The 25,380-nt window shown below is 64.8% G+C and carries 24 protein-coding genes; 14 read left to right on the forward strand and 10 right to left on the reverse strand.

The genetic code is table 11. The annotated features are described in order from the left end of the window. Nucleotides 1-4 precede the first annotated feature (4 nt). The gene (locus N2602_RS03550) at nt 5-946 is read left to right on the forward strand and encodes an amino acid ABC transporter substrate-binding protein (protein ID WP_260381782.1); all 942 of its coding nucleotides are present in this window, start codon (nt 5-7) and stop codon (nt 944-946) included. A 176-nt stretch (nt 947-1,122) separates the two neighbouring features. Here the strand turns inward: N2602_RS03550 and N2602_RS03555 are convergent, their stop codons facing one another. Continuing rightward, entirely contained in the window at nt 1,123-1,923 is an 801-nt protein-coding gene (locus N2602_RS03555) for a RimK family alpha-L-glutamate ligase (RefSeq protein ID WP_260381783.1), read from the reverse strand. A gap of 373 nt (nt 1,924-2,296) precedes the next feature. Here N2602_RS03555 and N2602_RS03560 point away from each other — a divergent pair, with 373 nt between their 5' ends. From N2602_RS03560 to N2602_RS03570, 3 genes are all read left to right on the forward strand, one after another. Then, nucleotides 2,297-3,070, forward strand: coding sequence for a ferredoxin--NADP reductase (locus N2602_RS03560; protein WP_260381784.1), 774 nt, complete (start codon nt 2,297-2,299; stop codon nt 3,068-3,070). Between the two features lie 376 nt (nt 3,071-3,446). Then, the gene (locus tag N2602_RS03565) at nt 3,447-5,072 is read left to right on the forward strand and encodes an FMN-binding glutamate synthase family protein (protein WP_246571920.1); all 1,626 of its coding nucleotides are present in this window, start codon (nt 3,447-3,449) and stop codon (nt 5,070-5,072) included. Between the two features lie 97 nt (nt 5,073-5,169). Continuing rightward, nucleotides 5,170-5,409 carry a PilZ domain-containing protein gene (locus N2602_RS03570; protein ID WP_172786626.1) on the forward strand — a complete coding sequence of 80 codons (240 nt, stop codon included), beginning with the start codon at nt 5,170-5,172 and terminating at the stop codon, nt 5,407-5,409. A gap of 7 nt (nt 5,410-5,416) precedes the next feature. Here the strand turns inward: N2602_RS03570 and N2602_RS03575 are convergent, their stop codons facing one another. Next, nucleotides 5,417-6,712 carry a hemolysin family protein gene (locus N2602_RS03575; RefSeq protein ID WP_260381785.1) on the reverse strand — a complete coding sequence of 432 codons (1,296 nt, stop codon included), beginning with the start codon at nt 6,710-6,712 and terminating at the stop codon, nt 5,417-5,419. A gap of 243 nt (nt 6,713-6,955) precedes the next feature. Here N2602_RS03575 and N2602_RS03580 point away from each other — a divergent pair, with 243 nt between their 5' ends. The 3 genes from N2602_RS03580 to N2602_RS03590 all read left to right on the forward strand — a co-directional run bounded on the left by N2602_RS03580 (nt 6,956) and on the right by N2602_RS03590 (nt 9,878). Further along, the gene (locus tag N2602_RS03580) at nt 6,956-9,031 is read left to right on the forward strand and encodes a methyl-accepting chemotaxis protein (RefSeq protein ID WP_260381786.1); all 2,076 of its coding nucleotides are present in this window, start codon (nt 6,956-6,958) and stop codon (nt 9,029-9,031) included. A 116-nt stretch (nt 9,032-9,147) separates the two neighbouring features. Then, nucleotides 9,148-9,546 carry a sulfite exporter TauE/SafE family protein gene (locus N2602_RS03585; protein ID WP_260381787.1) on the forward strand — a complete coding sequence of 133 codons (399 nt, stop codon included), beginning with the start codon at nt 9,148-9,150 and terminating at the stop codon, nt 9,544-9,546. Continuing rightward, nucleotides 9,525-9,878 carry a TSUP family transporter gene (locus N2602_RS03590; RefSeq protein WP_260381788.1) on the forward strand — a complete coding sequence of 118 codons (354 nt, stop codon included), beginning with the start codon at nt 9,525-9,527 and terminating at the stop codon, nt 9,876-9,878. Before N2602_RS03585 ends, N2602_RS03590 begins: the two co-directional genes overlap by 22 nt. A gap of 8 nt (nt 9,879-9,886) precedes the next feature. Here N2602_RS03590 and N2602_RS03595 read toward each other — a convergent pair whose 3' ends face one another. The 3 genes from N2602_RS03595 to N2602_RS03605 form a co-directional block, all read right to left on the reverse strand. After that, the gene (locus tag N2602_RS03595; RefSeq protein ID WP_172786630.1) at nt 9,887-11,857 is read right to left on the reverse strand and encodes a carbohydrate porin; all 1,971 of its coding nucleotides are present in this window, start codon (nt 11,855-11,857) and stop codon (nt 9,887-9,889) included. 399 nt (nt 11,858-12,256) lie between these two features. After that, a complete protein-coding gene (locus N2602_RS03600) occupies nt 12,257-12,520 on the reverse strand; it encodes a hypothetical protein (RefSeq protein WP_036045494.1) in 264 nt (87 codons plus the stop codon). Nucleotides 12,521-12,659: 139 nt separating this feature from the next. After that, nucleotides 12,660-13,466 carry a creatininase family protein gene (locus N2602_RS03605; protein ID WP_260381789.1) on the reverse strand — a complete coding sequence of 269 codons (807 nt, stop codon included), beginning with the start codon at nt 13,464-13,466 and terminating at the stop codon, nt 12,660-12,662. A gap of 153 nt (nt 13,467-13,619) precedes the next feature. Between N2602_RS03605 and N2602_RS03610 the strand changes: the two genes are divergently transcribed. The 5 genes from N2602_RS03610 (at nt 13,620) to N2602_RS03630 (ending at nt 18,160) form a co-directional block, all read left to right on the forward strand. After that, nucleotides 13,620-14,642 (forward strand): ABC transporter substrate-binding protein, encoded by a 1,023-nt coding sequence (locus N2602_RS03610; protein ID WP_172786632.1) that lies wholly within the window; start codon nt 13,620-13,622, stop codon nt 14,640-14,642. Between the two features lie 206 nt (nt 14,643-14,848). Then, nucleotides 14,849-15,664, forward strand: coding sequence for an ABC transporter ATP-binding protein (locus N2602_RS03615; protein WP_260381790.1), 816 nt, complete (start codon nt 14,849-14,851; stop codon nt 15,662-15,664). Further along, complete coding sequence (locus N2602_RS03620; protein ID WP_212259415.1) at nt 15,661-16,479, forward strand: ABC transporter permease; 819 nt, start codon at nt 15,661-15,663, stop codon at nt 16,477-16,479. Before N2602_RS03615 ends, N2602_RS03620 begins: the two co-directional genes overlap by 4 nt. Beyond that, nucleotides 16,479-17,468: a 2-hydroxyacid dehydrogenase gene (locus N2602_RS03625; RefSeq protein ID WP_260381791.1), complete on the forward strand. Its 990-nt coding sequence runs from the start codon at nt 16,479-16,481 to the stop codon at nt 17,466-17,468. Before N2602_RS03620 ends, N2602_RS03625 begins: the two co-directional genes overlap by 1 nt. Next, nucleotides 17,468-18,160: a protease inhibitor Inh/omp19 family protein gene (locus N2602_RS03630; RefSeq protein ID WP_260381792.1), complete on the forward strand. Its 693-nt coding sequence runs from the start codon at nt 17,468-17,470 to the stop codon at nt 18,158-18,160. Before N2602_RS03625 ends, N2602_RS03630 begins: the two co-directional genes overlap by 1 nt. A 222-nt stretch (nt 18,161-18,382) precedes the next feature. On the opposite strand, the gene N2602_RS03635 is transcribed toward N2602_RS03630, so the two are convergent. Beyond that, complete coding sequence (locus N2602_RS03635; RefSeq protein ID WP_260381793.1) at nt 18,383-19,777, reverse strand: peptidoglycan-binding protein; 1,395 nt, start codon at nt 19,775-19,777, stop codon at nt 18,383-18,385. A 252-nt stretch (nt 19,778-20,029) separates the two neighbouring features. Between N2602_RS03635 and N2602_RS03640 the strand changes: the two genes are divergently transcribed. Continuing rightward, nucleotides 20,030-20,404: a hypothetical protein gene (locus N2602_RS03640; protein ID WP_260381794.1), complete on the forward strand. Its 375-nt coding sequence runs from the start codon at nt 20,030-20,032 to the stop codon at nt 20,402-20,404. A 97-nt stretch (nt 20,405-20,501) separates the two neighbouring features. Further along, nucleotides 20,502-21,206, forward strand: a complete 705-nt coding sequence (locus tag N2602_RS03645) for a tetratricopeptide repeat protein (protein ID WP_260381795.1) — start codon at nt 20,502-20,504, stop codon at nt 21,204-21,206. A 205-nt stretch (nt 21,207-21,411) separates the two neighbouring features. On the opposite strand, the gene N2602_RS03650 is transcribed toward N2602_RS03645, so the two are convergent. The 4 genes from N2602_RS03650 to N2602_RS03665 form a co-directional block, all read right to left on the reverse strand. Continuing rightward, nucleotides 21,412-22,200, reverse strand: a complete 789-nt coding sequence (locus N2602_RS03650; RefSeq protein WP_260381796.1) for a DUF4239 domain-containing protein — start codon at nt 22,198-22,200, stop codon at nt 21,412-21,414. A 28-nt stretch (nt 22,201-22,228) separates the two neighbouring features. Then, on the reverse strand, nt 22,229-22,942 hold the full coding sequence (gene radC, locus N2602_RS03655; protein WP_260381797.1) for a RadC family protein: 714 nt from the start codon (nt 22,940-22,942) through the stop codon (nt 22,229-22,231). Nucleotides 22,943-23,028: 86 nt separating this feature from the next. Then, the gene (map, locus tag N2602_RS03660) at nt 23,029-23,847 is read right to left on the reverse strand and encodes a type I methionyl aminopeptidase (protein ID WP_260381798.1); all 819 of its coding nucleotides are present in this window, start codon (nt 23,845-23,847) and stop codon (nt 23,029-23,031) included. Between the two features lie 120 nt (nt 23,848-23,967). Further along, the gene (locus tag N2602_RS03665; RefSeq protein ID WP_260381799.1) at nt 23,968-25,284 is read right to left on the reverse strand and encodes a mechanosensitive ion channel family protein; all 1,317 of its coding nucleotides are present in this window, start codon (nt 25,282-25,284) and stop codon (nt 23,968-23,970) included. Between the last annotated feature and the right edge of the window lie 96 nt (nt 25,285-25,380).

Consider the following 25,380-nt stretch of genomic DNA (forward strand, 5'->3'; position numbering starts at 1 on the left):
CGCCATGGGCAGGATATTGGCGAGGCCGCTGACCTCAGGCGCCCTCTTGCTCGCCGCGTCGTTGCTCGCGGCCTCCTCGTGCGCGACGTCGGCACACGCCCAGACCGCCGGCGAGGGGCTCAGCCCGACACTGTCGGCCATCAAGTCGGCCCACACCGTGCGGCTCGGCTATCGCGAGAGCTCACCGCCGTTCTCGTTCCTCGACCAGTCGGGACGGCCGATCGGCTACAGCCTCGAACTGTGCGAAGCCATCGTCGAGGAAATCGGCGTCGAGGTCGACGATTCCAATCTCAGGATTGACTACGTCAAGGTCACCTCGGACGACCGCATCGACGCCGTGCTCCAGAACAAGATCGATCTCGAATGCGGCTCGACCACGGCCAATGCCGAGCGTGGCAAGCGCGTCGCCTTCTCGCCGCTGATGTTCGTCGCCGGCACCAAGCTGATGGTGCCGAAGGCCTCGACCGTCGCTTCGGTCACCGATCTCAAGGGCAAGACCGTGGTGGTGACCAAGGGCACCACCAACGAGCAGGCGATGCATGCGGCCGACAAGAAGTTCTCGCTCGGCCTCAACATCGTCACCTCGCCCGACCACGAGCAATCGTACCAGATGCTCGCCGACGGCAAGGCGGATGCGTTCGCGACCGACGACATCCTGCTGTTCGGCCTGATCGCGCGCCACAAGGCGCAGGACAAGTTCCGCGTCACCGGCGACTATCTGTCCTACGATCCCTACGGCATCATGTTCAGGAAGGGCGAGCCGCAACTCGCCGCCGTGGTCGAGCGCGCCTTCCGCAAGCTCGGCTCCAACCGCGACCTCGTCCCGCTCTACAACAAATGGTTCACCGCAAGGCTGCCCACAGGCGAGCGCCTGAACGTGCCGATCTCGCTGCAGCTGGAAGAGGCGTTCAAGGCCATGGACGATTCGGCGAGCGCGAATAATTAGCGCTTACTTCCCTTCTCCCCTTGTGGGAGAAGGTGGCGCGAAGCGCCGGATGAGGGGTTGCATCCGCGAGTCCTGTTGCAAGAGGCTCGCGCGCGGAAAGAGACCCCTCACCCGTCTCACCGCTACGCGGTGAGCCACCCTCTCCCACAAGGGGAGAGGGTGCAGCGTGCTTGCAGCTAAGTTTTATCAAACACCCGGTCCAGCGCCGCGTCATAGGTCGCCTGCACCAGAGCCGGATGCAGCTTGGCCAGCGTCTCCATCATCACGCCGGAATTGATCTCGAGCAGCTTCCATTCGCCGTCGACACGAACCACGTCGATCGAGGCAAAGACGATGCCGATGGCGCGCGCGGCATCGATCGCGAGCTTCACGCAGGCCGCGCGGACCTCGCCGTCCTGCAGCAGCACCGGCTTTGCGCCGGCATCGAGATTGTGCCGCCAATCCGAGCCGCGCTGCTTGCTGTAGACGACGCGGGGCGCATCATCGAGCAGCACCACGCGGACCTCCTGCTCGATCGCGACATAGGGCGAGATCACGAGCCCCGTGCTCATCGAAAAGACCTCGCTGGCCGCGTGGTCGAGCTCCGCCTCGGTCGTGACCTTGAACACCGATCGCCCTGATGTCCCCTCGTTCGGCTTCACCACCACGCCCTGCGGATTTTCGGCGAGCAGCGCCAGCATCCCCTCGCGCCAATCGGCGCCGGCGACATGCACGCCCAGCTTCGGGCTGAGGAAGAGCCGATGCGGAATGCAGGGCACCTCCGCCAGCGTCAGCGCCTCGGCGGTGGCTGATTTGTCGTTGGCGAGGCGATGGGCGATGGCGCTGTTGAGGCCGATGTCGTAGCCGAAGGCGAAGTGCCGCCGCGGTCCCCGGCGCATCGCGATGAGCCAGCCGGCGGAGCGGACATCGACCGCGATGCCCCGCGCCGCGCAATAGCGCCTGATCGCCTGAACGAAGATCCGCTCGCCGCTTGCCATGGTGTTTCGTCGTCCCTGGCGCCAAAAGCCGCAAAAATGCGGGCACCGGCGCCAAACCGGGTGAAAATCAGAGCTATTCTTAATGAAATTCCCGCGAGCGCGGCGGAAATTAAGTGCTGCAATGAAGCCCGCGAGGGAAAAGAAATTATCCTCCGCGCGCGCCAGGCAGCAGATTCCTTAATCATGTGACCAGTTCTGCCGCAAATGCCGGTTTGACCGGCATCAATTGCATCCGAAACGAGGTTGATTATTGGTCTCAATGGCGTAGATCACACACGCGAAATCCTCCGCCATGGCAAATGGTGACCGCCCCGTTTCAGGGCCGGGCAACGCTTTTGCCCTAAAACCGCAGCTATTCGGAATATCGAAAATCATGAGCGCGTTTTACCGAGAGAAGGTTCTTTCCGTCCACCACTGGACCGACACGTTGTTCAGCTTCCGCGCCACCCGCGACACCGGCTTCCGGTTCCAGAACGGCCAGTTCGCCATGATCGGCCTCGAGGTCGATGGCCGGCCGCTGCTGCGCGCCTACAGCATGGCGAGCGCCAACCACGAGGAAGAGCTCGAGTTCTTCTCGATCAAGGTGCAGGACGGTCCGCTGACCTCGCGCCTGCAGAAGATCAAGGAAGGCGACACCATCCTGGTCGGCCGCAAGGCGACCGGCACACTGATCACCGACAATTTGCTTCCCGGCAAGCGGCTGATGCTGCTCTCGACCGGCACCGGCCTTGCGCCGTTCGCCAGCCTGATCAAGGACCCCGAGGTCTACGAGCAGTTCGAAACGATCGTGCTGGTGCATGGCTGCCGCCAGGTCTCCGAGCTCGCCTATGGCGAGAAGCTGGTTGCGACCCTGCGCGAGGATGAGCTGTTCGGCGAGCTGCTCGCGGACAAGCTCATCTACTACCCGACCGTGACCCGCGAGCCGTTCCGGAACCGCGGCCGCATCACCGATCTGATCAGCTCCGAGCAGATCTTCAACGACATCGGCCAAGGTCCGCTGGACATCGCAACCGACCGCATCATGATGTGCGGCAGCCCGGCGATGCTCGAAGAGCTGAAGGCGATGTTCGAGAGCCGCGACTTCATCGAAGGCAGCGGCAACAAGCCCGGCCATTTCGTGATCGAGAAGGCCTTCGTCGAGCGCTAAGCGCCACGCCATCGTGCCCCGGACACAGCGCAGCGCCCCTTCGGCGATGCGCTGCAGAGCCGGGGCCCATCTCTCCGCATCGCTTGGCGTTGCATTCTGGGTCCGGGGGTCTGCGCTTGCCCGGGACACTGCTTGGTTGCGGCCGCTGCAGCCTGCTCGATTCGGCCGCCTCTGCTGCACTGCAAAAGCCTATCCTCTCGGCGGATTGATCTGCGCCAGCCGAATTCGCTAGCCTGAAACAAGGGCGGCGTCATATCCGTATGACAAGCGCGGGCGTATCGTGACGCCTTCTGCTGGCGAGAGGATCGGAAACGTGGCCGACGACACCAAGACGCATGCATCCCCGAAACGCCTGCCGCTGGCGGAGGAGGGGATCATGGAAACCCTGCTGCTGCCCTTCTCGCCGCGCTTCATCGTGTTGACGATCTGCGCGGTGGTCACCGCGCTCCTGATCGGCATCGGCATCGCCGACCGCAAGATCTTCGACATCCTGCTGATCCCGATCCTGATCTTCGGCGCGCTGACCCTGCTCGGCGTCCGCGATCTCCTGCAGAAGAGCCACGCGGTGCTGCGCAATTATCCGATTTCCGCGCATATCCGCTTTCTGCTCGAAGAGATCCGCCCGGAGATGCGGCAATATTTCTTCGAGAGCGAGAAGGACGGCATGCCGTTCTCGCGCGACACCCGCGCGGTGGTCTATCAGCGCGCCAAGATGGAGCTCGACAAGCGCCCATTCGGCACACAGGAGGACGTCTATCGCGAGGGCTACGAGTGGATGCATCACTCGGTCTCGCCGAAGGCGCATGCCACGGAGAAATTCCGTGTCGTGATCGGTGGACCGGATTGCGCAAGGCCCTATTCGGCCTCGGTATTCAACATCTCGGCGATGAGCTTCGGCGCGCTCAGCCCGAATGCGGTGCGGGCATTGAACGCCGGTGCCAGGCAGGGCGGCTTCGCGCACGACACCGGCGAGGGCGGCGTCAGCCCCTATCACCGCGAGATGGGCGGCGACATCATCTGGGAGATCGGCTCCGGCTATTTCGGCTGCCGCCATCTCGACGGCAGCTTCGATCCCGAAGCGTTCGCGCGCGTCGCCGGCGACGACCAGATCAAGATGGTCGAGCTCAAGATCAGCCAGGGTGCCAAGCCCGGCCATGGCGGCGTGCTGCCGGCCGCCAAGGTCTCCGAGGAGATCTCCAAGATCCGCGGCGTCGCGATGGGCGAGGATTGCATCTCGCCGGCCTCGCATCGCGCCTTCTCGACGCCTGTGGGCATGATGCAGTTCATCGCCGAGATGCGCCGCCTCTCAGGCGGCAAGCCGGCCGGCTTCAAGCTGTGCATCGGCCATCCCTGGGAATTCCTGGCGATCTGCAAGGCGATGCTTCAGACCGGGATCTATCCGGATTTCATCGTCGTCGACGGCAATGAGGGCGGCACCGGCGCGGCGCCGCTGGAGTTCATGGATCATCTGGGCATGCCGATGCGCGAGGGCGTCAGTTTCGTCCACAATGCGCTGGTCGGCATCAATGCGCGCGACCGCATCAAGATCGGCGCCTCCGGCAAGATCGCCACCGCCTTCGACATGGCGCGGGCGATGGCGATCGGCGCCGACTATTGCAACTCGGCGCGCGGCTTCATGTTCTCGCTCGGCTGCATCCAGTCGTTGAGCTGCCACACCGATCGCTGCCCGACCGGGGTGGCGACGCAGGACCCGACGCGGGCGCGCGCGCTCTACGTGCCGCTCAAGATCGATCGCGTGCACAATTATCACCACGCCACGCTGCACTCGCTGACCGAATTGATCGCTGCGGCCGGCCTCGAACATCCGCAGCAGCTGCGGCCGATCCATTTCAGCCAACGGACGTCGACGACCCAGGTGAAGTCCTTCGCGCAGCTCTATCCGGCGCTGCGTCCGGGCGAGCTGCTCGAAGGCACGGAAGACCCGCGGTTCCGCGACGCCTGGCAGATGGCGCGCGCCGAGACGTTCCAGCCCGCGCTGTGACATTCCGGCCGCCGCTGCCGCAGGCCAGAGGCGTCAAATTGCCGAGAGCGGAGGGTGGGTTTAACCTCTGGTTCAACTTTGGGTGTAGATTTGCCCCATGGACGAGCGACGCGACAAAGCCCGACATCGCGTGCTGAAGGCCGGAACGATCGAGTTCGGCGGCGGCGCGATCGACTGCACCGTCCGCAATCTCTCCGACACCGGCGCCGCACTCGACGTCACCAGCCCCGTCGGCATTCCAGATCATTTCACCCTGTTCGTTCAGGCCGACGGCAGGCATCTGCGCTGCACCGTGGTCTGGCGCAAGGAAAAGCGGATCGGGGTGCGGTTCGGGTGAGGCGCGCTCACGCCGCCGCCTGCTCGCCCAGCCGGCTGGCCAAGATCTTGTCGATCCGCCGCCCGTCGAGATCGACCACCTCGATGTGCCAGCCGCCGAAATCGAAGGCGTCGCCGACATTGGGCAGCATGCTGAACTGTTGCAGCACGAGGCCTGCGACCGTGTTGTAGCGATGCGGCGGCAGCTCGATGCCGAGCAGCTCGCCGAACTCGTCGACCGGCATCCAGCCGGAGATCAGCAGCGAATCGTCGTCGCGCCGGATGAAGGCCGGCTCGGGCGGTCCTTCCTCGGAATGAAAGGCGCCGACGATCGACTCGAGGATGTCGGCGGCCGTCACCATGCCTTCGAACGCGCCGTATTCGTCGTAGACGAGCCCGACGTGAACGGGCGCCGCTTTCAGGATGGTCAGCACGTCGCGCGCATCTGCCGACACCGGGATGCCGGGCGCCTCGCGCACGAGCGCGCGCAGGTCCGGGTTGCGTTCGTTCATGTAGGCGACCAGCAGGTCCTTGGCCTGGAGCACGCCGATCGGCTTGTCGCGGTCGCCGTCGGAGACGGGAAAGCGCGAATGCGGGCTCTTGGCGATGATCTCCTGGACGGCGGCGGGATCGTCGTTCAGGTCGATCTCGTCGACCTCGGTGCGCGGCGTCATGACCGCGCCGACCGGCCGGTCGCCGAGCCGCATCACGCCGGCGATCATCTCCTTCTCGCCGGGCTCGAGCACGCCGGCGCTCTCGGCCTCGCTGACGAGGTGATGGATCTCGTCCTCCGAGACCTTCTCCTCGGCCTTGCCGCCGCGGCCGAGCAGCGCGAGGATCAGCTTGCCGGAGATGTCGAGCAGAAAGACCAGCGGCAGGGATATTTTCGCAAGCGCGTGCATCGCCGGCGCGACCCGCACCGCGATGCTTTCGGGGTCGCGCAGCGCCACCTGCTTCGGCACCAGCTCGCCGACGATCAGGGTGGCGTAGGTGATGAGCGTGACCACGATGCCGACGCCGACGATGTCGGCAATGCCGGGGGACAGACCAAGCTCGAGCAGCCATTGCGTCAGCCGCTGCCCGAGCGTGGCGCCGGAGAACGCGCCGGAGAGCACGCCGACCAGCGTGATGCCGATCTGGACCGTGGACAGGAACTTGCCGGGATCGGCCGCCAGCGTCAGCGCCCGTTCGGCGCCGCGCACGCCCTTGGCCGCGAGCAGCGACAGCCGTGCCGGACGGGACGAGACCACGGCCAGCTCGGACATGGACAGCAGGCCGTTGATGACGATCAGGACGACGACGATGACGAGTTCGAGCGAGAGCATTGACGTTCCGGAGGTAGGCAAGTGTGACCGGGGGCCGGCGCAAGCCATTGATATAGGTATTCGGTGCGGAAGTGCTGGCGATTCTGCGCATTCGTCGGGCAAAGGGAACCGGTACGCGACAGCGTGCCAAGGGGTCCCGCGACGACCTGACACCCCGCGGAACTACGGATCGGTGCTTAACGAGCCCTTAGTGGCCGGCGGCTAGTTTTCGCGCTTGCAGAAATAATATTCGGGGACCTGAGGATGCGGATCGGGAAGCTTTTCGCGCTGTCGATGCTGACGGTGACGGTGTTTGCAGTCATTCTCGGCGCCGAGGTGCTTATACCGCAGACGCGCATCTTCACGAACCGCTCCGACGCGATCAAGACGGTGGAAGCGTTCGGTGCGATGCTAACGGTGAGCCAGCACGTCGCTGGCCTTCGTGCGCCCTACATCACCCCCATCTTCCAGGAAGGCGCGGCAACGCAGGCGCAGACCGAAGCTGCCGGGAAGGCGGCGAAAGCGGCCGATGCCGGATGCGAGGCCGCAAGACGCGCGCTCATGGCGGTCGATGACGGCGCCGCGATGATCGAAATCCTGGATCGCGCCGCCCGTCGGCTCAAGGACGTTTACACGGCGGCCGATCGCGCAATGAGCGTTCCCCTTGCGGCGCGCGACAGCGCTGTGGTCAAGGGCTTCCTGCCTGCCGTTGCCGAGGTTATCAGCAACATCGAGCCCATCATGAACCGGCTCGAAGGACAGGTCGTCAATGCCGATTCCTCGCTCGCCGCGCTCTTGAGCCTGGCGCGAACGGCGCAGGATCTGCGCGTTTCGGCCGGCAGCCGCGCCGCCACATTGTCGCCGGCGCTGTCCGCACGCCGCCCCCTGGCGGCGGCCGAATTCGCGCTGATGGATCGCATGCAGGGACGCGTCGAAGCCGACCGCGAGCGCATCGAAGCCGGCATGGAGCAGCTCGGCAATCCGCCCCGGATCGCCACGACGCTGAAGGCCGCGACGGAATCCTATTTTGGAAAAGCAGCCTCGGTCGTGGAGAGGGAGATGCCTGCGGCGAAGAGCGACGGCAAGTACGGCATCACCGCCGACGAGCTGGCGAAGGTCATCGTCCCGGCCATCCAGATGTTCTACGGCGTGCGCGACGCTGCGCTGGCGGAAGCCGCCGAGCGTGCCTCGGCCGCGCGCGACGGCGCGCTGGCGATGCTCGCGCTCGCCGGAATCGCCGTGCTGGCCCTGCTCGGTACGCTCGGTGGCGTGACCATCATGCTGCGCAGGCGCGTGGTGACGCCGCTCGGGCGGATCGCCGACGTGATCGGAGCGCTCGCCGTAGGGCAGCATGAGGTCGAGATTCCCGCGACGGGCCGCAGCGACGAGATCGGCCAGGTCGCCGGCTCGCTCCAGCATTTCAAGGATTCGCTGCTCGCCAAGAAGTCCGCCGACGAGGCGGCCGCGACCGAAGCGGAAGCGAAGCTGAAGCGCAGCCAGCGCATGGATCAGGTCGCGCGTGAGTTCGAAGCCATGATCGGCGACGTCATCAACACCGTCTCGTCGGCATCCTCCGAGCTGGAAGCCTCCGCGGGAACGCTGACGAGCTCGGCTGAGCAATCGGAAAAGGTCACGGCGACCGTCGCTGCCGCCTCCGAGCAGGCCTCCACCAACGTGCAGACCGTTGCCGCCGCGGCCGAGGAGATGGCCTCGTCGGTCGACGAGATCAGCCGCCAGGTTCAGGACTCCGCGCGCATCGCCGGCGAGGCCGTGCAGCAGGCGGGGCGGACCAACGAGCATGTCGGCGAGCTCGCCAGGGCCGCAGGCCGGATCGGCGACGTCGTCGAGCTCATCAGCCAGATCGCGGGCCAGACCAATCTTCTGGCGCTCAATGCCACCATCGAGGCGGCGCGCGCCGGCGAGGCCGGTCGCGGCTTCGCCGTCGTCGCCTCCGAGGTCAAGGCGCTGGCCGAGCAGACCGCCAAGGCCACCGGCGAGATCAGCCAGCAGATCGCAGGGATCCAGGCCGCCACCGAAGACTCCGTCGGCGCCATCAAGTCGATCGGCGACACCATCTCCCGCATGTCCGAGATCGCGTCCGCAATCGCCGCAGCGGTCGAGGAGCAGGGCGCGGCGACGCGCGAGATCTCACGCAACGTGCAGCAGGCCGCGCGCGGCACCCAGCAGGTCTCGGCCAGCATCGTCGACGTGCAGCGCGGCGCGAGCCAAACCGGATCGGCCTCCTCCAACGTGCTCGCATCGGCGAGGTCGCTCTCGGGCGAAAGCAGCCGGCTCAAGACCGAGGTCGGAAAATTCCTGGACGCGATCCGCGCGGCATAACGAGGTCATTGTGCAAAGAGGCCGCTTCACCTAGACTTGCATCCTGGGGATGTCGCAGCCTCCCCGTGAAGTGGTGATCCCACGCAAGCGCTGCTCGCTGATCTATGGAGCGAGCAATGGACGGGATCGCAATCGAGCTTCCGCTTTTTCTGTTGGCCACCTTCGCCGGCGCGTTCGTCGCCGGCCTCTCCGGCTTCGCCTTCGGCCTGGTCGCGGCATGGTTGTGGCTTTACGTGCTGACGCCACTTCAGAGTGCCAGCCTGATCGTCGGCTTCGGCCTTCTGGTGCAGGGCTATTCGGTCTGGAAGTTGCGCAGCGCGCTCGACTGGCACCGGCTGTGGCCCTTCATCGTCGGTGCAGTCATCGGTGTGCCGACCGGGGTGTCACTCCTGACCTGGGCCGATCCGAAGAGTGTTCGCATCGCGGTCGGAGCTGTCCTGATCGCCTACAGCCTCTATGCATTCTTCCGGCCGCAGCTCAAATCGCGGTCGTCGTGCCGCCGGCCGCTGACATGACGGTCGGCTTCGTCAACGGCCTGCTTGGCGGGCTGACGGGCCTTGCCGGCATCGTCGTCACCATCTGGTGTAATTTGCGCGGCCTGCCCAAGGACGCGCAGCGTGCCACGTTCCAGCCGGTCGCCGTCGTGGTATTCGCCATGGCGGCGTTCTGGCTCGGTGCCAACGGATCGCTCACATCAGACACGGCGAAGCTGTTCGCGCTCGGCCTGCCGTTTCTGTTCGCCGGCACCTGGCTCGGGCTGAAACTGTTCGGCCGGATCGACGAGGCCGCGTTCCGCAAGATCGTGCTGGCGTTGCTGTTCGTCTCGGGTGTCGCGCTCCTGTTCTGAGCCGCAGCTCAGAACTCCCCGTGCAGCCGGCCCGAAAACACCGACACCGGTCCGCGGTCCGCGTTGTAGGCCGGGTTGACGATGAGCTGATAGTCGGCGGTGAGGGTGATGTTCTTGTTCACCGCATAGGCGTAGTAGGTTTCGAGGATGCGTTCCTTGCGGTAGTTCAGCGCGCCGTCGCCGACGAGGACACCGAGGCCGCCGGCGGCAAGGAAGTCGCGATAATCCTGCGAGATCGCGTTGATCGCGCCGCCGACGCCGATCACGTCGTCCGGCCGGCCCCATCTCGTGCCCTTGATCGACAAGCCCGCGGACAGGCTGCGATGAATGTCGGTGAAGGCCAGCGTTTCGAACCGGCCGTCGTTCCAGCTCCAGCGGCCGAACAGCCCGACATCGTCGGTGATCGCCTGCTCGAGATTGAGCACATAGCCGTACTTCAGGCGTCCGCGCCGGGTCTGCGCGATGTCGAGATTGAGCGCGGGATTGTTCAGCGTCTCGCGGAAGCTGCCCATATTGGCGCTGTCGAGCCAGCCGATGGTCCTGAGCTTGCCGGGCTGGCCGAGCAGCGAGAAGCGCGTCTCGAGCTCAAGCACGTACTGGCCGCGCTCGCCGACCCTGGTGTCGAAATGATTCGAATTGGATTCCGACACCATCAGGAAATAGCCGCCGCGCAGCGCCCATTGCTTCTGGTTGAGTTCGGCCGTGACGCCGTAGGTGAGACCGACCTTGTCGGCGGAATAGTCGAAGGCGCCGGGCGCCCAGAGCGACCAGTTCATGAAATCCCTGCGGGTGTCCTTGGCATAGGCATTGCCGTCGAACACGTCGACCACGGGGAACTTGCCGGCCTGCAAGGTGAGGCGCGACACGTCGACCTTCTGTCCCAGCTGCAGCTGGCTGCTCGCCAGCTCTTCCTGCTCGCCGCCGAAGCCGAAGGTTTGGCGCACGAACAGGCGCGAGGTGTTGTAGTGCGGGTAGGGGAAGTTCGATTTCTGCGCTTCGCCGTTCGGGAAGCCGGCCGCACCGACCGTGTCGTTGAGCCCAAATCCCTGCAGCAGCTCGGGATTGTAATAGACCTCGCCGCCGTCCCACAGCCGCGCGTTCAGGAACAGGCTGTTGCTCCACGTCGCCTTGGCCTGTCGCGACGGCGACAGCGAGTTCGGTCCGGTATAGAGCGCGGGGAACGATGGATAGCCTTGCGGCAGATAGGTGCTCTGGCCGTGGATCTCCCAGCGATCCGATTCCGTGTCGATCAGCGAGCTCTTCGGGTTATAGCCCGGCATGCCGGGCCAATCGACCTTGCGGTTGAGGCCGAGCCTGACCTGCTGGAAGTCGAGCGACGAGGACGTGTATTGCGCGCCCGTGGAGAAGGCGACGTTGGCACTATCGAAGCGGCTGTAGAGATATTCGAGCCGCGCGCTCCAATGCGGCGCGAAACCGTATTCGACGCCGGCGCCTGCGACCCAGCCAGGACGTGTGTTCAGGATCTTCGGGATTTCGGCGCCGGAGGCCGGCGCGTCGAAATAGCGTTCGCCCATCCAGGCAAAGCCGCCGGTGGCATAGACGAGCCACGGACCGCTGGTGTAGCCGACGCGCCCGCGCAGGCTCGCGGTGTAGTCCCATTGCTGCGTGACGGTGTTGGCGGGCGTCGCCAGGAACGAGACGATCGAATTCGACGTGATGTAGTTGGGAAACGTAAAATCGCCTTCCACGCCGACCAGCCAGCCGGAGTTGAGGCGGTAATTGTAGCCCGCCTGCACGCCGCCAATCATGCCGCTGAAGACGCCGCTGTCGCTGAGTGCGGTGCCGTCGTTCAGCGCAAAATGCGACGAGCCGCGACCGTAGCCGGCATGCGCGCCGATATAGAGGCCGGTCCAGTCATAGACCGCTCTCAAGGCCGGCGCCTTCAGCGGCAGATCGGCCGCGCGGCCGGCAGTCGGAAAAGCCAGCACGCCCGTGGCAATCGCCGCGGCCGTTCGCAAGCACCGATGTCTGTGACCTCTCAACGCCAAAACGCACGCCCCCAAACGCGAATCTGTTCCACCCGCCGCAATATCCCTGACGGGTCGCGACGATTCTGTCACCAAGCCTCGGCGATTGAGGCGACCGGCCGAGATGATCTCGATTCGTCGCGACTTCGTCCCAAGTTCCTGAACCTGCGACAAACCTTATTGCGATTAATTCGCAATAGCAACTGATGCGCATCGCCGCAGAGAAGAGTTCGCACCGCTGTGTGACGCGGCTGCAACAAATTCGCCGGGCTCAAAACGAATGACCCCGCCCGGGGGGACGCCGGGCGGGGTCGGGGGCACGACACGGGGTGGATGAGGCGCCCGTGTCGGACGCAGGATCCACGTGGAGATCGGCCTCAGGTACTCAGATCAGTAGCAGGTGCGAACGCGGCCGACGTACTGGCCGAAGGCGTTGTACTGCGCGACCCAGCCGCAGCGGTGATAGCCGTGGTAATAGGGATCGTTGCTGGCGGCGATCGCGGAGCCGACGACGGCGGCGGTGGCGATGCCGGCACCGACACCCCAGACCCAGCCGGGCTGCTTGGCTTCGGCCGAGGTGGTGGTGGACGCGATGCTGCCGGTGACGGCGAGAGCAGCGAGAGCTGCGGCGGCAATCTTGGTCTTGATCGACATGTGAAACTCCATCCGGGTTGAGGCGGTCCGTTGTGGCCCGCGTGCCCAGTTGGACGGAGGCATGCCGTGTCCGGTTCGAAAGCGCATCTGGCGCTGCCGGAATCCCGTCATTTCTCGAATGGTTTCAGGTAGATGCGGGCTAGCCGAGGGGCCCCTTGGCGAGCCTGTTCACGTCGAAGTTATCGACCTCTCCCAGCAGCTCGCAAAAGGCGCGCGCGCCTTGATCGAGCAACTGCTCGCCCTTCGTTGGCTCAGCCAGCGTCGCGTTGCCGACTGCGCCGCTGGCGTTGAGATCCTGCGCCTGCCAGGCGAACGGCGCCGGCCGCTGCGTCGACAGCCAGCGATATTGCTGCTCCATCGCGATGCTGCTCGCCGGAAAATCAGCGATCGCATCCTTGCGCACCTGATCAGGATAGCGCGCCAGCATGATCGAGGTCTCGACCGCGCCGCCGTGAATGCCGTGGCGCACTTCATCGGCCGGGAACAATGTGTCCGCGCCCGAGAGCCGCGACCACGACGTCGTCACCACGAACAGCTTTTGATGCGCGCGAAGGTCCTGCGCAACCAGCATCATCCCTGCACTGTTGCCGCCATGGCTGGTGACGATGACGAGCTTCCTCACGCCGCGGCGTGCAACCTCCTCGCCGATCCCAGTCCATTTCTTCAGCGCCATTTCGGTCGGCAGCGTCTGCGTGCCCGGATAGTCGATATGCTCGGTGGAAATCCCGACCCGTTCGACCGGGAGGAAGCTCGCCGCAACGCTCGCGGACAACAGCTCGCGCACACGTGCCAGATAGGCGTCCGCGATCAGCACGTCCGTCGTCAGTGGCAGATGCGGGCCGTGCTGCTCGGTTGCCGCCAGCGGCAGCACCGCGATCCAGCGCGACACCTCGCCCGGGCTCGCATGAGCCCAGTCGATGTCGATCCAGTCGCGAGAGGGCGTCATCGAGGTTTCCTTGCCCGAATTTGTCACGTAATTTGCGCTATGAGGGGATGCGGGCCCGGCCGGCTCGCATCCCCTGATGTCATGCGGTTTTATCGCGTTGCATTCACTTGAACCAGAGACGATTGGACCAGCCAGGGTCGACGGAGTGCCATCATGCCCCCCTTTCATCTGCGGCGAGCGTTAATTGCAGGCTTGTTGGCCGCTGTCGCCTCCTTTGCGCCGGCGCGCGCCCAAACGCTCGACAAGGTCACCTTCGGCACCAACTGGGTCGCCGAGGCCGAGCATGGCGGCTTCTTCCAGGCGGTCGCCGACGGCACCTACAAGAAATACGGTCTCGACGTCACCATCGTCCCCGGCGGTCCCAACGAGAACAACCGGATGCTGCTGATTGCCGGCAAGATCGATTTCTTCATGGCCGCGAACACGCTGATGTCGTTCGACGCGGTCGCCAACAACGTTCCCGTCGTCAGCATCGCCGCGGTGTTCCAGAAGGATCCGCAGGTGATGCTGACGCAGCCCGACGCCAAGGTCGCCAAGATCGAGGATCTCAAGCCGCTGACGCTGTTCGTCTCCAAGGAAGGCATGACCAGCTATTTCCAGTGGCTGAAGTCCGAATACGGCTTCAGCGAGAAGAACGTCCGGCCCTATAATTTCAATCCGCAGCCCTTCATCGCCAATCCCAAGAGCGCCATGCAGGGTTACGTCACCTCCGAGCCCTTCGCGGTGGAGAAGGCCGCCGGCTTCAAGCCCAACGTGCTGCTGCTCGCCGATTACGGCTTCAACACCTATTCGACCCTGATCGAAACCCGCCGTGAGATCGTCGAGAAGAAGCCCGACTTGGTGCAGCGCTTCGTCGATGCCTCCATGATCGGCTGGTACAATTACATCTACCGCGACAATTCCGCCGGCAATGCCCTGATCAAGCAGCTCAACCCGGAGATGACCGACGATCTCTTGGCCTATTCCGTCGCCAAGATGAAAGAGCACGGCATCGTCGATTCCGGCGACAGCTTGAAGAACGGCATCGGTGCGATGAGCGACGAGCGCTATGCCTCCTTCTTCAACAAGATGGTCAAGGCCGGCGTCGTGAAGGCGGATCTCGACTTCCGCAAATCCTACACGCTGCGCTTCGTCAACAAGGGCGTCGGCGTCGAGCTGCGCCCGAACAAGCCGTAGATGCTGAGATCAGGCACGGCGGTGCGGCTGGGGCCCACCTCTCCCGAAGGCAGAGATCGCATCGCATCGTCAGATGCGGTGCGGGTGAGGGATTACGCTCTCTCGTGGGACCTGAGGCCCCTCACCCGGCGCTGCGCGCCGACCTCTCCCCGTTGGGGAGAGGTGAAAGACGCGGCGCGACCGAGCCTCACAAAGACCAGCGATCGATGGTAGCGAGCTCAACGCCACCCGCCGTCGAGCCCAGTCTGACCGCTCTCGCCGTCAGCCTGCGCGGCGTGACCAAAACTTACGACAACGGCGTGATGGCGCTCGGCCCGCTCGATCTTGCTGTTCGCAAGGGCGAGTTCATCTCGCTGCTGGGCCCGTCCGGCTGCGGCAAATCGACGGTGTTGCGGCTGATCGCCGAGCTCAGCGCGCCGTCGTCGGGCACGGTGCGGGTGGCACGGCACGAGGGCGTGCCGCAGCCGGGTCACGGCATCGGCTTCGTGTTCCAGGAGCCCACCCTGATGCCCTGGGCCAACGTCCGTGAGAACGTGCGGCTGCCGCTGAAGCTCGGCGGCGTGCCGAAGGCGGAGGGGCGCGCGCGTGCCGACGCGGCACTGGCGAGTGTCGGCCTTGCCGATTTCGCCGATGCCTTTCCGCGCGAGCTCTCCGGCGGCATGAAGATGCGGGTGTCGCTGGCGCGCGCGCTCGTCACCGATCCCGATATCCTCCTGATGGACGAGCCGTTCGCCGCGCTCGACGAGATCACGCGCTTCCGCCTCAACAACGATCTGCTGGCGCTGTGGCGGTCCCTGCGCAAGACCGTCATCTTCGTCACCCATTCGGTGTTCGAATCCGTCTATCTGTCGCAGCGCGTCGTGGTCATGACGGCGCGGCCCGGCCGCATCCAGGCCGACATCCGTATCGAGACGGTCGAGCCGAGGGCTGAGGAGTTTCGCACCTCGGCGGCCTATTCCGACTATTGCCGACGCGTGTCCGCCGCGTTGGCGCCGTCCTATTCGGAGCAGTCGACGCTATGAGCGCGCAAGCTCCCGTGCCGGCAAAATCCTCTGGCGCGCAACGCGCGATGCGCTTCGTGCTGCCGGTCATCGTCTTCGCGGCCGGCCTCCTTGCCTGGGAACTCGTGGTCCGCATCAAGGAGATCCCGCCTTACGTGCTGCCGGCGCCCTCGGTCATCGTGCTGACACTAATCAAGGACTGGGCGGTGCTGTCACAATCGCTGGCGACCACGCTTGCAACCACGCTCGAAGGTTTTGTCGCCGCCAGCATCGGCGGCATCGCGCTGGCGCTGCTGTTCAACCAGTCGAAATGGGTGGAATATTCGCTGTTCCCCTATGCCATCGTGCTCCAGGTGACGCCCGTCATCGCGATCGCGCCGCTCTTGCTGATCTATCTGGAGCAGCAGACCGCGGTGGTCGTCTGCGCCTTCATTGTCGCTTTCTTCCCGGTGCTGTCGAATACCACGCTCGGGCTGAACTCGGTGGACCGCAATTTGGCCGGGTTGTTCCAGCTCTATGGCGCATCGAAGCCGCAAACCCTGCGCTTCCTCAAGCTGCCGGCGGCGCTGCCCTATATCCTCGGCGGCCTGCGCATCGCCGGCGGCCTGTCGCTGATCGGCGCCGTCGTGGCCGAGATCGCGGCCGGAACGGCCGGCGCCGGCTCCGGGCTCGCCTACAGGATCGCCGAATCGGGCTATCGCTTGAACATACCCCGCATGTTTGCAGCGCTGCTTCTGTTGTCGCTGGCCGGGATTGTCATCTATGGGGTGCTGGCGCTAGTTTCCCACCTCGTTTTACGGCGCTGGCATGAAAGCGCGCTTGGAAAGGAAAACTGATGGCTGCCGGTTCGATTTCGTCCGAAAAGATCGACCTTCTGATCTATGGGCCGGTGCGGCCGATTCTCGAGAACGGCTTTTCCGATCATTTCGTCGTGCACAAGGCGGAGACGCGCGGCGATCTCGAGCGGCTGACGCCGGCGGTCCGCGACAGGATCCGCGGCGTCGCGGTGACCTACCATACCGTGCGCGCGGACAAGGATTCGCTGTCGCAGCTGCCGAAGCTGGAAATGGTGGCGAGCTTCGGTGTCGGCTACGACCACATCGACGCCAAATATGCCGCCGAGCACAACATCGTCGTCACCAACACGCCCGACGTCTTGACCGAGGAGGTCGCCGACGTCGCGATGGGCCTTCTGATCTCGACCTTGCGCGAGTTCATCAAGGCCGACCGCTATGTCCGCTCCGGGCTGTGGCAGACCCAGAACTATCCGCTCAGCGTCGGTTCGCTGCGCGACCGCAAGGTCGGCATCGTCGGCATGGGCCGGATCGGTCAGGCCATCGCGCGCCGGCTCGATGCCTCGCTGGTGCCGGTGGTCTACCACTCGCGCAACCCCTCCAAGGACGTCGCCTACAAGCACTACCCTGATCTGATCGAGATGGCGAAAGCTGTGGACACGCTTGTTGTGATCGTGCCGGGCGGTGCCTCGACCGAAAAGATGATCAATGCCGAGGTGCTCAAGGCGCTCGGCCCGCGCGGCGTGCTGGTCAACGTCGCGCGCGGCTCGGTGGTCGACGAGCCGGCGCTGATCCAGGCGCTGAAATCAGGCACCATTCTCGCCGCCGGCCTCGACGTGTTCGCGGCCGAGCCGAACGTGCCCGACGAGCTCAAGACCATGCAGAACGTCGTGCTGCTGCCGCATATCGGCTCGGCCTCGGTGGTGACGCGCAACGCCATGGACCAACTCGTGGTCGACAATCTCAAGTCCTGGTTCGCCGGCAAGGCGCCGCTGACGCCGGTTGCGGAAACGCCATTCAAGGGGCGCTGATGATCGCACGTTGCCTTCTCGCATTTGCCATCGCGGCCTTTCTGGCCGCGACCGGCATCGCGCGTGCGCAGGATGCGACGAGCCTGAAGAAGCAGATGCCCGGACAGTGGGAGCTCTCGACCACCGAGCGCAGCAAGACCTGCGTCGTCACGCTGAGGGGTGACGCCGCTGGCCAGGGCTTCAAGCTGGAACTGGAGCCGGCCTGCAAGACCGCGCTGCCCTTCACCAAGGACATCGTCGCCTGGAGCGTGAAGGGCCTCGACATCGTGCGCCTGCAGGATGCGACCGGCGAAGCCGTGATCGATTTCACCGAGGTCGAGGCCGGCATCTTCGAAGGCCTGCGCCAGGGCGAGGGCGTCTACATCCTGCAGGACCTCGCCGCCGCGCGCTCGATGGCGAAGTCGATGGACCAGATGATCGGCGACTGGTCGATGGTGCGCGGCAACGGCCAGCCGATCTGCGGGCTGACGCTGACCAACACCGAAGCGGGCCCGGACAATTTCCAGGTCTTCCTCAAGCCGAGATGCGACGCCGCGATCGCGCAGTTCAATCCGACGCAATGGCGGCTCGAGCGCGGCCAGATCATCCTGATGTCCAAATCAGGCGACGCCTGGCAGTTCGAGGCCGACGACAACGCGCAGTGGCGCCGTGTCCCCGACACCGCCGATCCCCTGATCATGCTGCGCCAGTAGGCGGGGCCAAGCCGCGGGCTCGACAACCTCTCGCGCTTGCAAGCGGGAGAGGTCGGCGCGTTCCGGGCGATGCGAAGCATCGTCCCGCGCGCCGGGTGAGGGCTTTCTCCTCTTGGGGGTTCTCGATTGTGGAGACACCCTCTCCCCAACCCTCCCCCGCAAGCAGGGGAGGGAGCGCACCTGCTCCTGGAGAAGCATCCCAAGTCCGATCTCCCTGGGTCCTCACGTCGTCACCTTCGGCGGCGGCGCGGTGCCTTGCGCCCATTTCTCCATCTTGCCGAGCACGCCCCAGACGGCGAGCGCGAGCGAGATCGGCATTGCGAACTGGCCAAGGCCGGGCACGGCCGACACGATGGTTCCGAGCAGCCCGGCAAGGCCTCCCGCATTCGGGCTTGCCGTCACCGAGGAGAGCAGGGCGGTGATCAGCGAGCCGCCGATGCCGAGCGCGGTCTTCTTGCCGTCGAGCAGCTTGCCGATGGTCTCGCCGAGCGCGCCATTGACCTGGCCGAGCATCGGCTTGCCGCCGCCGTTGTTGAGCAGGGTGCTGAGCAAATCGACGACCTGTTTCAGCTGATCGACGGGGGCGGGGCTCATCGGGGCGACGGGTCCGGGCATGGGCGCTGTCTTGTTGATGAGGGAGAACAGCCGTTCGAACAGGCTGACGGGATCGTTGGTGGCAGGCAATGTGTTGCTCGGCACGATCGCCGGCAGCGTCCCGCCGCTTGCCGGCGGTCGCAGCACTTGTGTGAGATCTTCCAGCCGCTTCAGGATCTGCGAGAGGTCGCCGTTCTGCCCGGCCGGGCCCGGCTGCTGCATCCCGCGCGTGATGGCGGCGACCGTGGCGGCGTCCAGCAACCCGGTATCCCTCAGGCCGTTCTGCTGCTGAAACAGCGAGACGGCGGCCCTGGTCTTCGGTCCGCTGATGCCGTCCTCGACGAGCGGCGGATTGGCGCCGAGCTTGTTCAGCGCCTGCTGCATCAGCATGACCGTCGAAGCCACCTCATCCTCGGGCTCGGTGCGACCGGCGAATTGCGGGCCGTCGTCGAGCGCGATCGACGAATCCAGCGCCATCATCGCATGCAGGATCACCGCCGTGCCGAGCTGGGCATCGACATGACCGGGATCGAACACATGGTCGCGGACGAATTTTCCGGCTCTTGCTTCCGGCGGGCCGTACAGGGTCGAGCCGCCATAGAGATAGGGCGAATTGACGCCCTTGGAATGATAGCCGAAGCCGTTGAACGCCTCGAGCCGGAACAGCATCCGCGCGATGCCCCAATCCCGCGCACCGATGAAGTTCTCGATTCTGAACGCGTCCACGGCGCCGTCCACGAAGGTGGCGAACGGGCCGCGCCCCTTCGGAACGATCGTCGTCGTGCGATGAAGCGTTTCGCCGTTGCCCAGATAGGTGTCGAAATCGAAGTTGGATTCGCGGTAATGGCAGAGCGCGGTGAAGTACCAGGGCACGCCGGTCAGCCGCTCGATCTGCTGATAGGTCGCCTTGCCGTTGAGCGCCTTGCGGGCGATGGCATTCGCCTCGGCGAGGCGTCCGGGCCGGATTTCGAGACCGGCCCAATTCCGCTCGTATTCGTTCTTGAAACTCTCGAATGAAATCATCTTCCGCTCCCGCAAATTGATTGAACGATCGACTTGCCGTGCAAACCAAGGTGAGCCAGGTGTCGTGATCGGCGCCTGGCTCCAGCGTGATCTGCCGAAAGTCTGGCAGGTCGCCGGCGCGGCGCATGTGAAATGGCTTACAGCTTGGGCGGGAAATCTCGGTAGAACCAGGGCGAGGCCTCCACCGCTCCGGGAACCGGCCGGCCATCCCTCCGTTAGCAAGACGAGACGGTCCGGCAAGGAGTGTCCTTCATGGCCAAGCGCGTCCTCGCGATCGGCATCGAACCCGGCAATGCCGACTACAGCGCATTCCCGCATCTGACGCCGGAGCTCGTGCGCGACTACATCGAGGCGCAGCTGTTGCGCCTGCGCGATCTCGGCTTCGAGGTCACGAGCTGCCTGATCGATCTCGATGTCACAGCCGAAGCCGGCGTGGTGGCGGCGCTGCGCGATGAGCGCTTCGACTGCATCGTCATCGGCGCCGGCCTGCGCGAGCCGAAGGAGCGCCTGCTGCTGTTCGAGAAGGTGCTCAACCTCGTCCACCGCCTGGCGCCGGATGCCGCGATCTGCTTCAACACCACGCCTGCCGACACCGCCGAGGCGGTGCAGCGCTGGGTGGAGCCCTGACGGGACCGCCCGGGCAGGCCAAGGATCGCTGATTTCGAACTTTTTCTCCGTCTCGAGCGACCAAGACGGAATGGTTCAAACTCGATCGGGCTTTGATATGAAATTCGTTGCCCTGGCCTTTTCGTGCCTTCTGCTATTCGCGATGCCCGCCAGCGCGAATGACACCCGTACCTTCAATGCGATGGTGGCGTTGGCCAATCGCGGAGATGCGGAGGCGCAATATCATGTCGGCATGATGCACAATAACGGCATCGGCACACCGCAGGATCGCAGCCAGGCATTCGAGTGGTTTCAAAAATCGGCCGCGGCCAACGATCCGCTCGGAGCCTATAAGCTCGGCTGTTATTATGACGGGCAGGGCGTGGGCGTCGTCGCAACGGATCCGGATCAGGCATTGAAATACAAGCTTGTGTCCGCCAAGGCCGGTTACGCGCGTGCTCAGCACGATGTCGCTCTCATGTACGACCGGCAAGGGAATTCGGAAGAAGCGCTGAAATGGTGGAAGATGGCAGGCGACCAGGGCCTCCCTAGCGCCCTCTTCAGCCTGTCCCGCGCATATTCTGCAGGAAAGGGCACGCCGAGGGACGTGTCCCTGTCGTATGCCTATTTCAAGCTCTCGAAGGTGGCGCCGGCCAGGAATGTCAACGAGATGGCTTCCATGTTGTCCAAGCCGGAGCTCGAGAAGGCCGAGAAAATGGTTGCCGAATGGAAGCCGCAACCGACCGCCCTGACGCTCAAGGCATTCGCCGGCATCACGGCCGCAGAAGACCACTTGAAGGCCGCCAAAAGCCAGATGTTCTGATCTGGCCTCAAGCGCAATGGCTTTAGGTTGATCAATGCCGCGGTCTCGGTTCACCTCTCCCGCTTGCGGGAGAGGTCGGCGCGTCCGGGCGATGCGAAGCATCGTCCGCGCGCCGGGTGAGGTTTTCCTCTTGGGGATTATCCCATTGCGGAAACATCCTCTCCCCGACCCTCTCCGGCAAGCGGGACAGGGAGTGCGCCTCCGTCTAGGTCTTCGCTGCTGCCTCCGGCATGATCTGCAGCAGCGGCTCCGGCTTGATCGAGACCTGACCGGCGAATGGCCGGTCGTGTGCGGCAATCAGCAGGACGGAGGTGGCCACCCCCGTCGCGAACAGGCCCATCGCGATCGCCGATCCCAGCCGGTTGTCGCAATGAACGAGGCCGATCACCAGCAATGCGCAGGCGGCTTGGAGGTACAGGCACCACCATTTGACTGGATTGACTGCGGCGAGGCTGACGATGATCCTCTGCCGCCGCGCATCCAGCGCCTGCTCCAGCGCGGCGATGAGCTCGCGTTGCACATTCGCCTGCCCCGTGCCTTGCGGCGTCATCGTGATGACGAGCTGCAGGGCATCGGCGAGCGCCGGCGGCGTCACTTTCAGCGATGCCTCCTGATGCGCCATCATCGGCCATTCCACCGCGACAGCCTGCCCGACATAGTCGCGCACCAGGCCGCGCAGCTTCGTCTCCTGCTCCGCCGGCAGGCCGCCGGCCAGCAGCACGGCGCTGCGCAGCGCGCTGGCCTCGCGGCTCACCGCGGCACTGGCGCGATCGCTGTCGCCCCACACCTGCGCTGCGGTGAAGGCGACGAACAGGCCAAAGATGATGCCGAGCACGGGCAGCATGCCCGGCGAGATCACTTTGAGCGATTTGGCACGCTCCTCCGTTGCGACAAGCGCGATGCCTGCGAAGATCGCCGCGGCCATAAAATAGGTGAATCCGAAGATCACCAGCGCCATGACGGGCACCGGCAGATTGTGCAGCCAGTCGCTCATCGTTCCCTTGTCATCTGATTTTGAGACTCTAGATCAGCCGCAGCCCGCGCAAACTCGCATGCCCGCTCTTGCCGACGATGATGTGATCATGCACGGCAATCCCCAGCGGTTTTGCAATGTCGATGATCGCCTTCGTCATCTGGATGTCGGCCTGCGAGGGCGAGGGATCGCCGCTGGGGTGGTTGTGCACCAGGATCAGCGCGGTCGCCGATAGTTCCAGCGCGCGCTTGATCACCTCGCGCGGATAGACCGGAGTGTGGTCGACCGTGCCGGTCTGCTGCACCTCGTCGGCGATCAGCTGGTTGCGCTTGTCGAGGAAAAGCAGGCGAAATTGCTCCTTGTCGGCAAACGCCATGCTGGTGCGGCAATAGGCGATCACCTCGTTCCAGGACGACAGCGCATTGCGGCTGTTGACCTCGCCCTTGGCGACCCGATGCGCCGCCGCGGCAATCAGCTTGAGCTGGTTGATCGCGGACTCGCCGATCCCGTCGACCTCGCGCAGGCGCGCCACCGGCGCATGCACGACCTCGGGGAACGAGCCGAAGGTCTTGATCAGCAGCTTGGCGAGCGGCTTGGTGTCGCGCCGCGGCAGCGCCGGAAACAGCGCCATCTCCAGCAATTCGTAATCGCTCAGCGCATCCGCGCCCGCGCTGTAGAAGCGCTCGCGCAGCCGCTCGCGATGGCCGAGATAGTGCGGCGTGTCCTCGGGCTTGCTGTTGTCGTGGTCAGGCTTGGCGGGCATCGGCCGCCAGCATTGCCGGGGACCGGCGTTTTTGCAACCGTCAATTGCGCCAGCAGTCGCGCGTCACACGAGGGCGGTGCCGCAGATCACCCGATCTGCTTCTCGCCGTGCCGCTCCGACAGCGTGAAGATCTCGACACCCGTCGCGGTCACGCCGACCGAGTGCTCGAACTGCGCCGACAGCGAGCGGTCGCGGGTGACGGCGGTCCAGCCGTCGGAGAGGATCTTCACATGCGGCTTGCCGAGATTGATCATCGGCTCGATAGTGAAGAACATGCCGGGCTTGAGCTGCACGCCCTCGCCGGGCCGGCCGATATGGATGATGTTCGGCTCGTCGTGGAACATGCGGCCCAGGCCATGGCCGCAGAAGTCGCGCACCACGCTCATGCCCTGCGGCTCGACGAAGCTCTGGATGGCATGGCCGATGTCGCCGGTGGTGGCGCCGGGCTTCACCGCAGCGATGCCGCGCATCATCGCTTCATAGGTCACCTCGATCAGCCGCTCCGCCTTGCGGGCGATTGGGCCGATCGCATACATCCGGCTGGAATCGCCATACCAGCCGTCGACGATTAAGGTGACGTCGATGTTGACGATGTCGCCCTCCTTCAGCGGACGATCGCCGGGCATGCCGTGGCAGACCACGTGGTTGAGCGAGGTGCAGGTCGAGTAGCGGTAGCCGCGATACATCAGCGTCGCCGGATAGGCGCTATGGCTGAAGGCGAAGTCGCGGACGAATTCGTCGATTCTGGAGGTCGGCACGCCGGGCCCGACGATGTCGGTGAGCTCGTCCAGGCACCTGGCCACCAGCGCGCCCGCCTTGCGCATGCCGGCAAAGGCGGCGGGCCCGTGCAGCTTGATCTGTCCGGTCTTGCGCAGGGAGGTTTCGGTGGCGTCGACGTAGCTCATGCGTGTCAGGTCTTCTCGGGCTGATCTCGATGTCGATGGAAAGGCTTGATTTCAGGCCCCAATTTAATGATTGGCAGGCTTCATGCAAGCCGAGGGGCCAGCCTCGGGGGCGAAAGTGACCTAATTCGGGACTTCTACGGTGGTTTCCACCGGCAGGGCGCCGCCGCGGATGCGGATTTCGCGGACGGGGTAGGGAACCCGGATGCCCTCGCGCTTGAAGGCGTCCCACAGCTCCAGCATCACGTCGCTCTTGACCTTGTCCATGCCGTCGGGGTCGGCGATCCAGAAGGTCAGCGAGAACTTCATCCCGGCCTCCGCGAACTCGGTCAGGAGGCAGGTCGGCGGCTTGCCTTTCTGCGCGCGTGGGTGGGCTTCCGCGGTCTCGGCGGCAAGCTTGCAGACTAATTTCGGGTCAGCGTCGTAATTGGTGCCGAAGGCGATCTTCACCAGCGTGTTCTTGTCGGTATAGGTCCAGTTGACGACCTTCTGCGTCACCAGATCCTCGTTCGGCACCAGGAATTCGCGGCCGTCGCCGGCGGCGACGGAAATATAGCGCGTCTTCATCGCGCTGATCCGCCCGGTATTGTCCCCGATGGTGACGAGGTCGCCCGGCTTCACCGATTTGTCGGCGAGCAGGATGATCCCCGAGATGAAGTTGGCCACGATCTTCTGCAGGCCGATACCGATACCGACGCCGACCGCGCCGGAGAACACCGCGAGTGCCGACAGGTCGATCCCGACCGCGCCGAGCGCGATCACGATCGCGACCGTGAGCAGCCCGATGCGGATGATCTTGACCAGCAGCACCTGCACCGACGGCGTCAGGTCGGTGGTCGAATTGATCCGGCTCTCGGCGAAATTGCTGGCGATGTTGGTGAGCCAGAGCGCGATCAGGAGCAGCGCGCCGGCCTTGAGCACCAGAAGCGGGGTCAGCCTGAGGCCGCCGAGCACGATCGCGAAGGAATCCAACAGGTCGACCGTCGCATCGAGCTGGCCGACGATCGAGAGCGCGGCGACGAACCAGGCCGTGATCGACACCAGCTTGACGATGAAGGCGTTGCGCAGCACCGAGGTCACGAGCCGGATCACCAGCCAGGCGAAACCCAGCTTGGCTGCGACCATCAGGAGATAGGAGCGGCTCGGCCAGGTCGCGTGATACATCACCACGCGCGAGACGATCACGAGCAGCGTGAACACCGCCGTCGAGGCGCTGGCGACCATGACCCGAACGAAGTGTCGCAGCGGCAGCGGCCAGCGCATCGCCAGCGAGGTCAGGTCGACACGGCTGCGAATGCCGGCTTCCGCGGCATAGGCGATGCCGGCGGCGGCCAGGATGAGACCGAATTGCAGGTAGAACCAGGGTGAGGAGATTTCCGCCCCGACGCTGCGTGCGGTGGTCTGCACGAACTCCATGAAGTCTTTGAGGTCCATGTCCATCGGTCTCGTCGGCAAGCGGGCAGGAATTGATTCGAGGGCAGGGCGCGGCCGGGCCATCGATACACCGTGAAGTGATGCGCGTTAAGGCCGTAAAAT

The sequence above is a fragment of the Bradyrhizobium sp. NC92 genome, assembly GCF_025200865.1.
Lineage (GTDB): Bacteria > Pseudomonadota > Alphaproteobacteria > Rhizobiales > Xanthobacteraceae > Bradyrhizobium.

Excerpts from the sequence above, each read along its gene's own strand:
- N2602_RS03550 (WP_260381782.1), top strand. The coding sequence starts at position 5 with ATGGGCAGGATATTGGCGAGGCCGCTGACCTCAGGCGCCCTCTTGCTC.
- N2602_RS03555 (WP_260381783.1), bottom strand. The coding sequence starts at position 1,923 with ATGGCAAGCGGCGAGCGGATCTTCGTTCAGGCGATCAGGCGCTATTGC.
- N2602_RS03560 (WP_260381784.1), top strand. The coding sequence starts at position 2,297 with ATGAGCGCGTTTTACCGAGAGAAGGTTCTTTCCGTCCACCACTGGACC.
- N2602_RS03565 (WP_246571920.1), top strand. The coding sequence starts at position 3,447 with ATGGAAACCCTGCTGCTGCCCTTCTCGCCGCGCTTCATCGTGTTGACG.
- N2602_RS03570 (WP_172786626.1), top strand. The coding sequence starts at position 5,170 with ATGGACGAGCGACGCGACAAAGCCCGACATCGCGTGCTGAAGGCCGGA.
- N2602_RS03575 (WP_260381785.1), bottom strand. The coding sequence starts at position 6,712 with ATGCTCTCGCTCGAACTCGTCATCGTCGTCGTCCTGATCGTCATCAAC.
- N2602_RS03580 (WP_260381786.1), top strand. The coding sequence starts at position 6,956 with ATGCGGATCGGGAAGCTTTTCGCGCTGTCGATGCTGACGGTGACGGTG.
- N2602_RS03585 (WP_260381787.1), top strand. The coding sequence starts at position 9,148 with ATGGACGGGATCGCAATCGAGCTTCCGCTTTTTCTGTTGGCCACCTTC.
- N2602_RS03600 (WP_036045494.1), bottom strand. The coding sequence starts at position 12,520 with ATGTCGATCAAGACCAAGATTGCCGCCGCAGCTCTCGCTGCTCTCGCC.
- N2602_RS03605 (WP_260381789.1), bottom strand. The coding sequence starts at position 13,466 with ATGACGCCCTCTCGCGACTGGATCGACATCGACTGGGCTCATGCGAGC.
- N2602_RS03610 (WP_172786632.1), top strand. The coding sequence starts at position 13,620 with ATGCCCCCCTTTCATCTGCGGCGAGCGTTAATTGCAGGCTTGTTGGCC.
- N2602_RS03615 (WP_260381790.1), top strand. The coding sequence starts at position 14,849 with ATGGTAGCGAGCTCAACGCCACCCGCCGTCGAGCCCAGTCTGACCGCT.
- N2602_RS03620 (WP_212259415.1), top strand. The coding sequence starts at position 15,661 with ATGAGCGCGCAAGCTCCCGTGCCGGCAAAATCCTCTGGCGCGCAACGC.
- N2602_RS03625 (WP_260381791.1), top strand. The coding sequence starts at position 16,479 with ATGGCTGCCGGTTCGATTTCGTCCGAAAAGATCGACCTTCTGATCTAT.
- N2602_RS03630 (WP_260381792.1), top strand. The coding sequence starts at position 17,468 with ATGATCGCACGTTGCCTTCTCGCATTTGCCATCGCGGCCTTTCTGGCC.
- N2602_RS03635 (WP_260381793.1), bottom strand. The coding sequence starts at position 19,777 with ATGATTTCATTCGAGAGTTTCAAGAACGAATACGAGCGGAATTGGGCC.
- N2602_RS03640 (WP_260381794.1), top strand. The coding sequence starts at position 20,030 with ATGGCCAAGCGCGTCCTCGCGATCGGCATCGAACCCGGCAATGCCGAC.
- N2602_RS03645 (WP_260381795.1), top strand. The coding sequence starts at position 20,502 with ATGAAATTCGTTGCCCTGGCCTTTTCGTGCCTTCTGCTATTCGCGATG.
- N2602_RS03650 (WP_260381796.1), bottom strand. The coding sequence starts at position 22,200 with ATGAGCGACTGGCTGCACAATCTGCCGGTGCCCGTCATGGCGCTGGTG.
- radC (WP_260381797.1), bottom strand. The coding sequence starts at position 22,942 with ATGCCCGCCAAGCCTGACCACGACAACAGCAAGCCCGAGGACACGCCG.
- map (WP_260381798.1), bottom strand. The coding sequence starts at position 23,847 with ATGAGCTACGTCGACGCCACCGAAACCTCCCTGCGCAAGACCGGACAG.
- N2602_RS03665 (WP_260381799.1), bottom strand. The coding sequence starts at position 25,284 with ATGGACATGGACCTCAAAGACTTCATGGAGTTCGTGCAGACCACCGCA.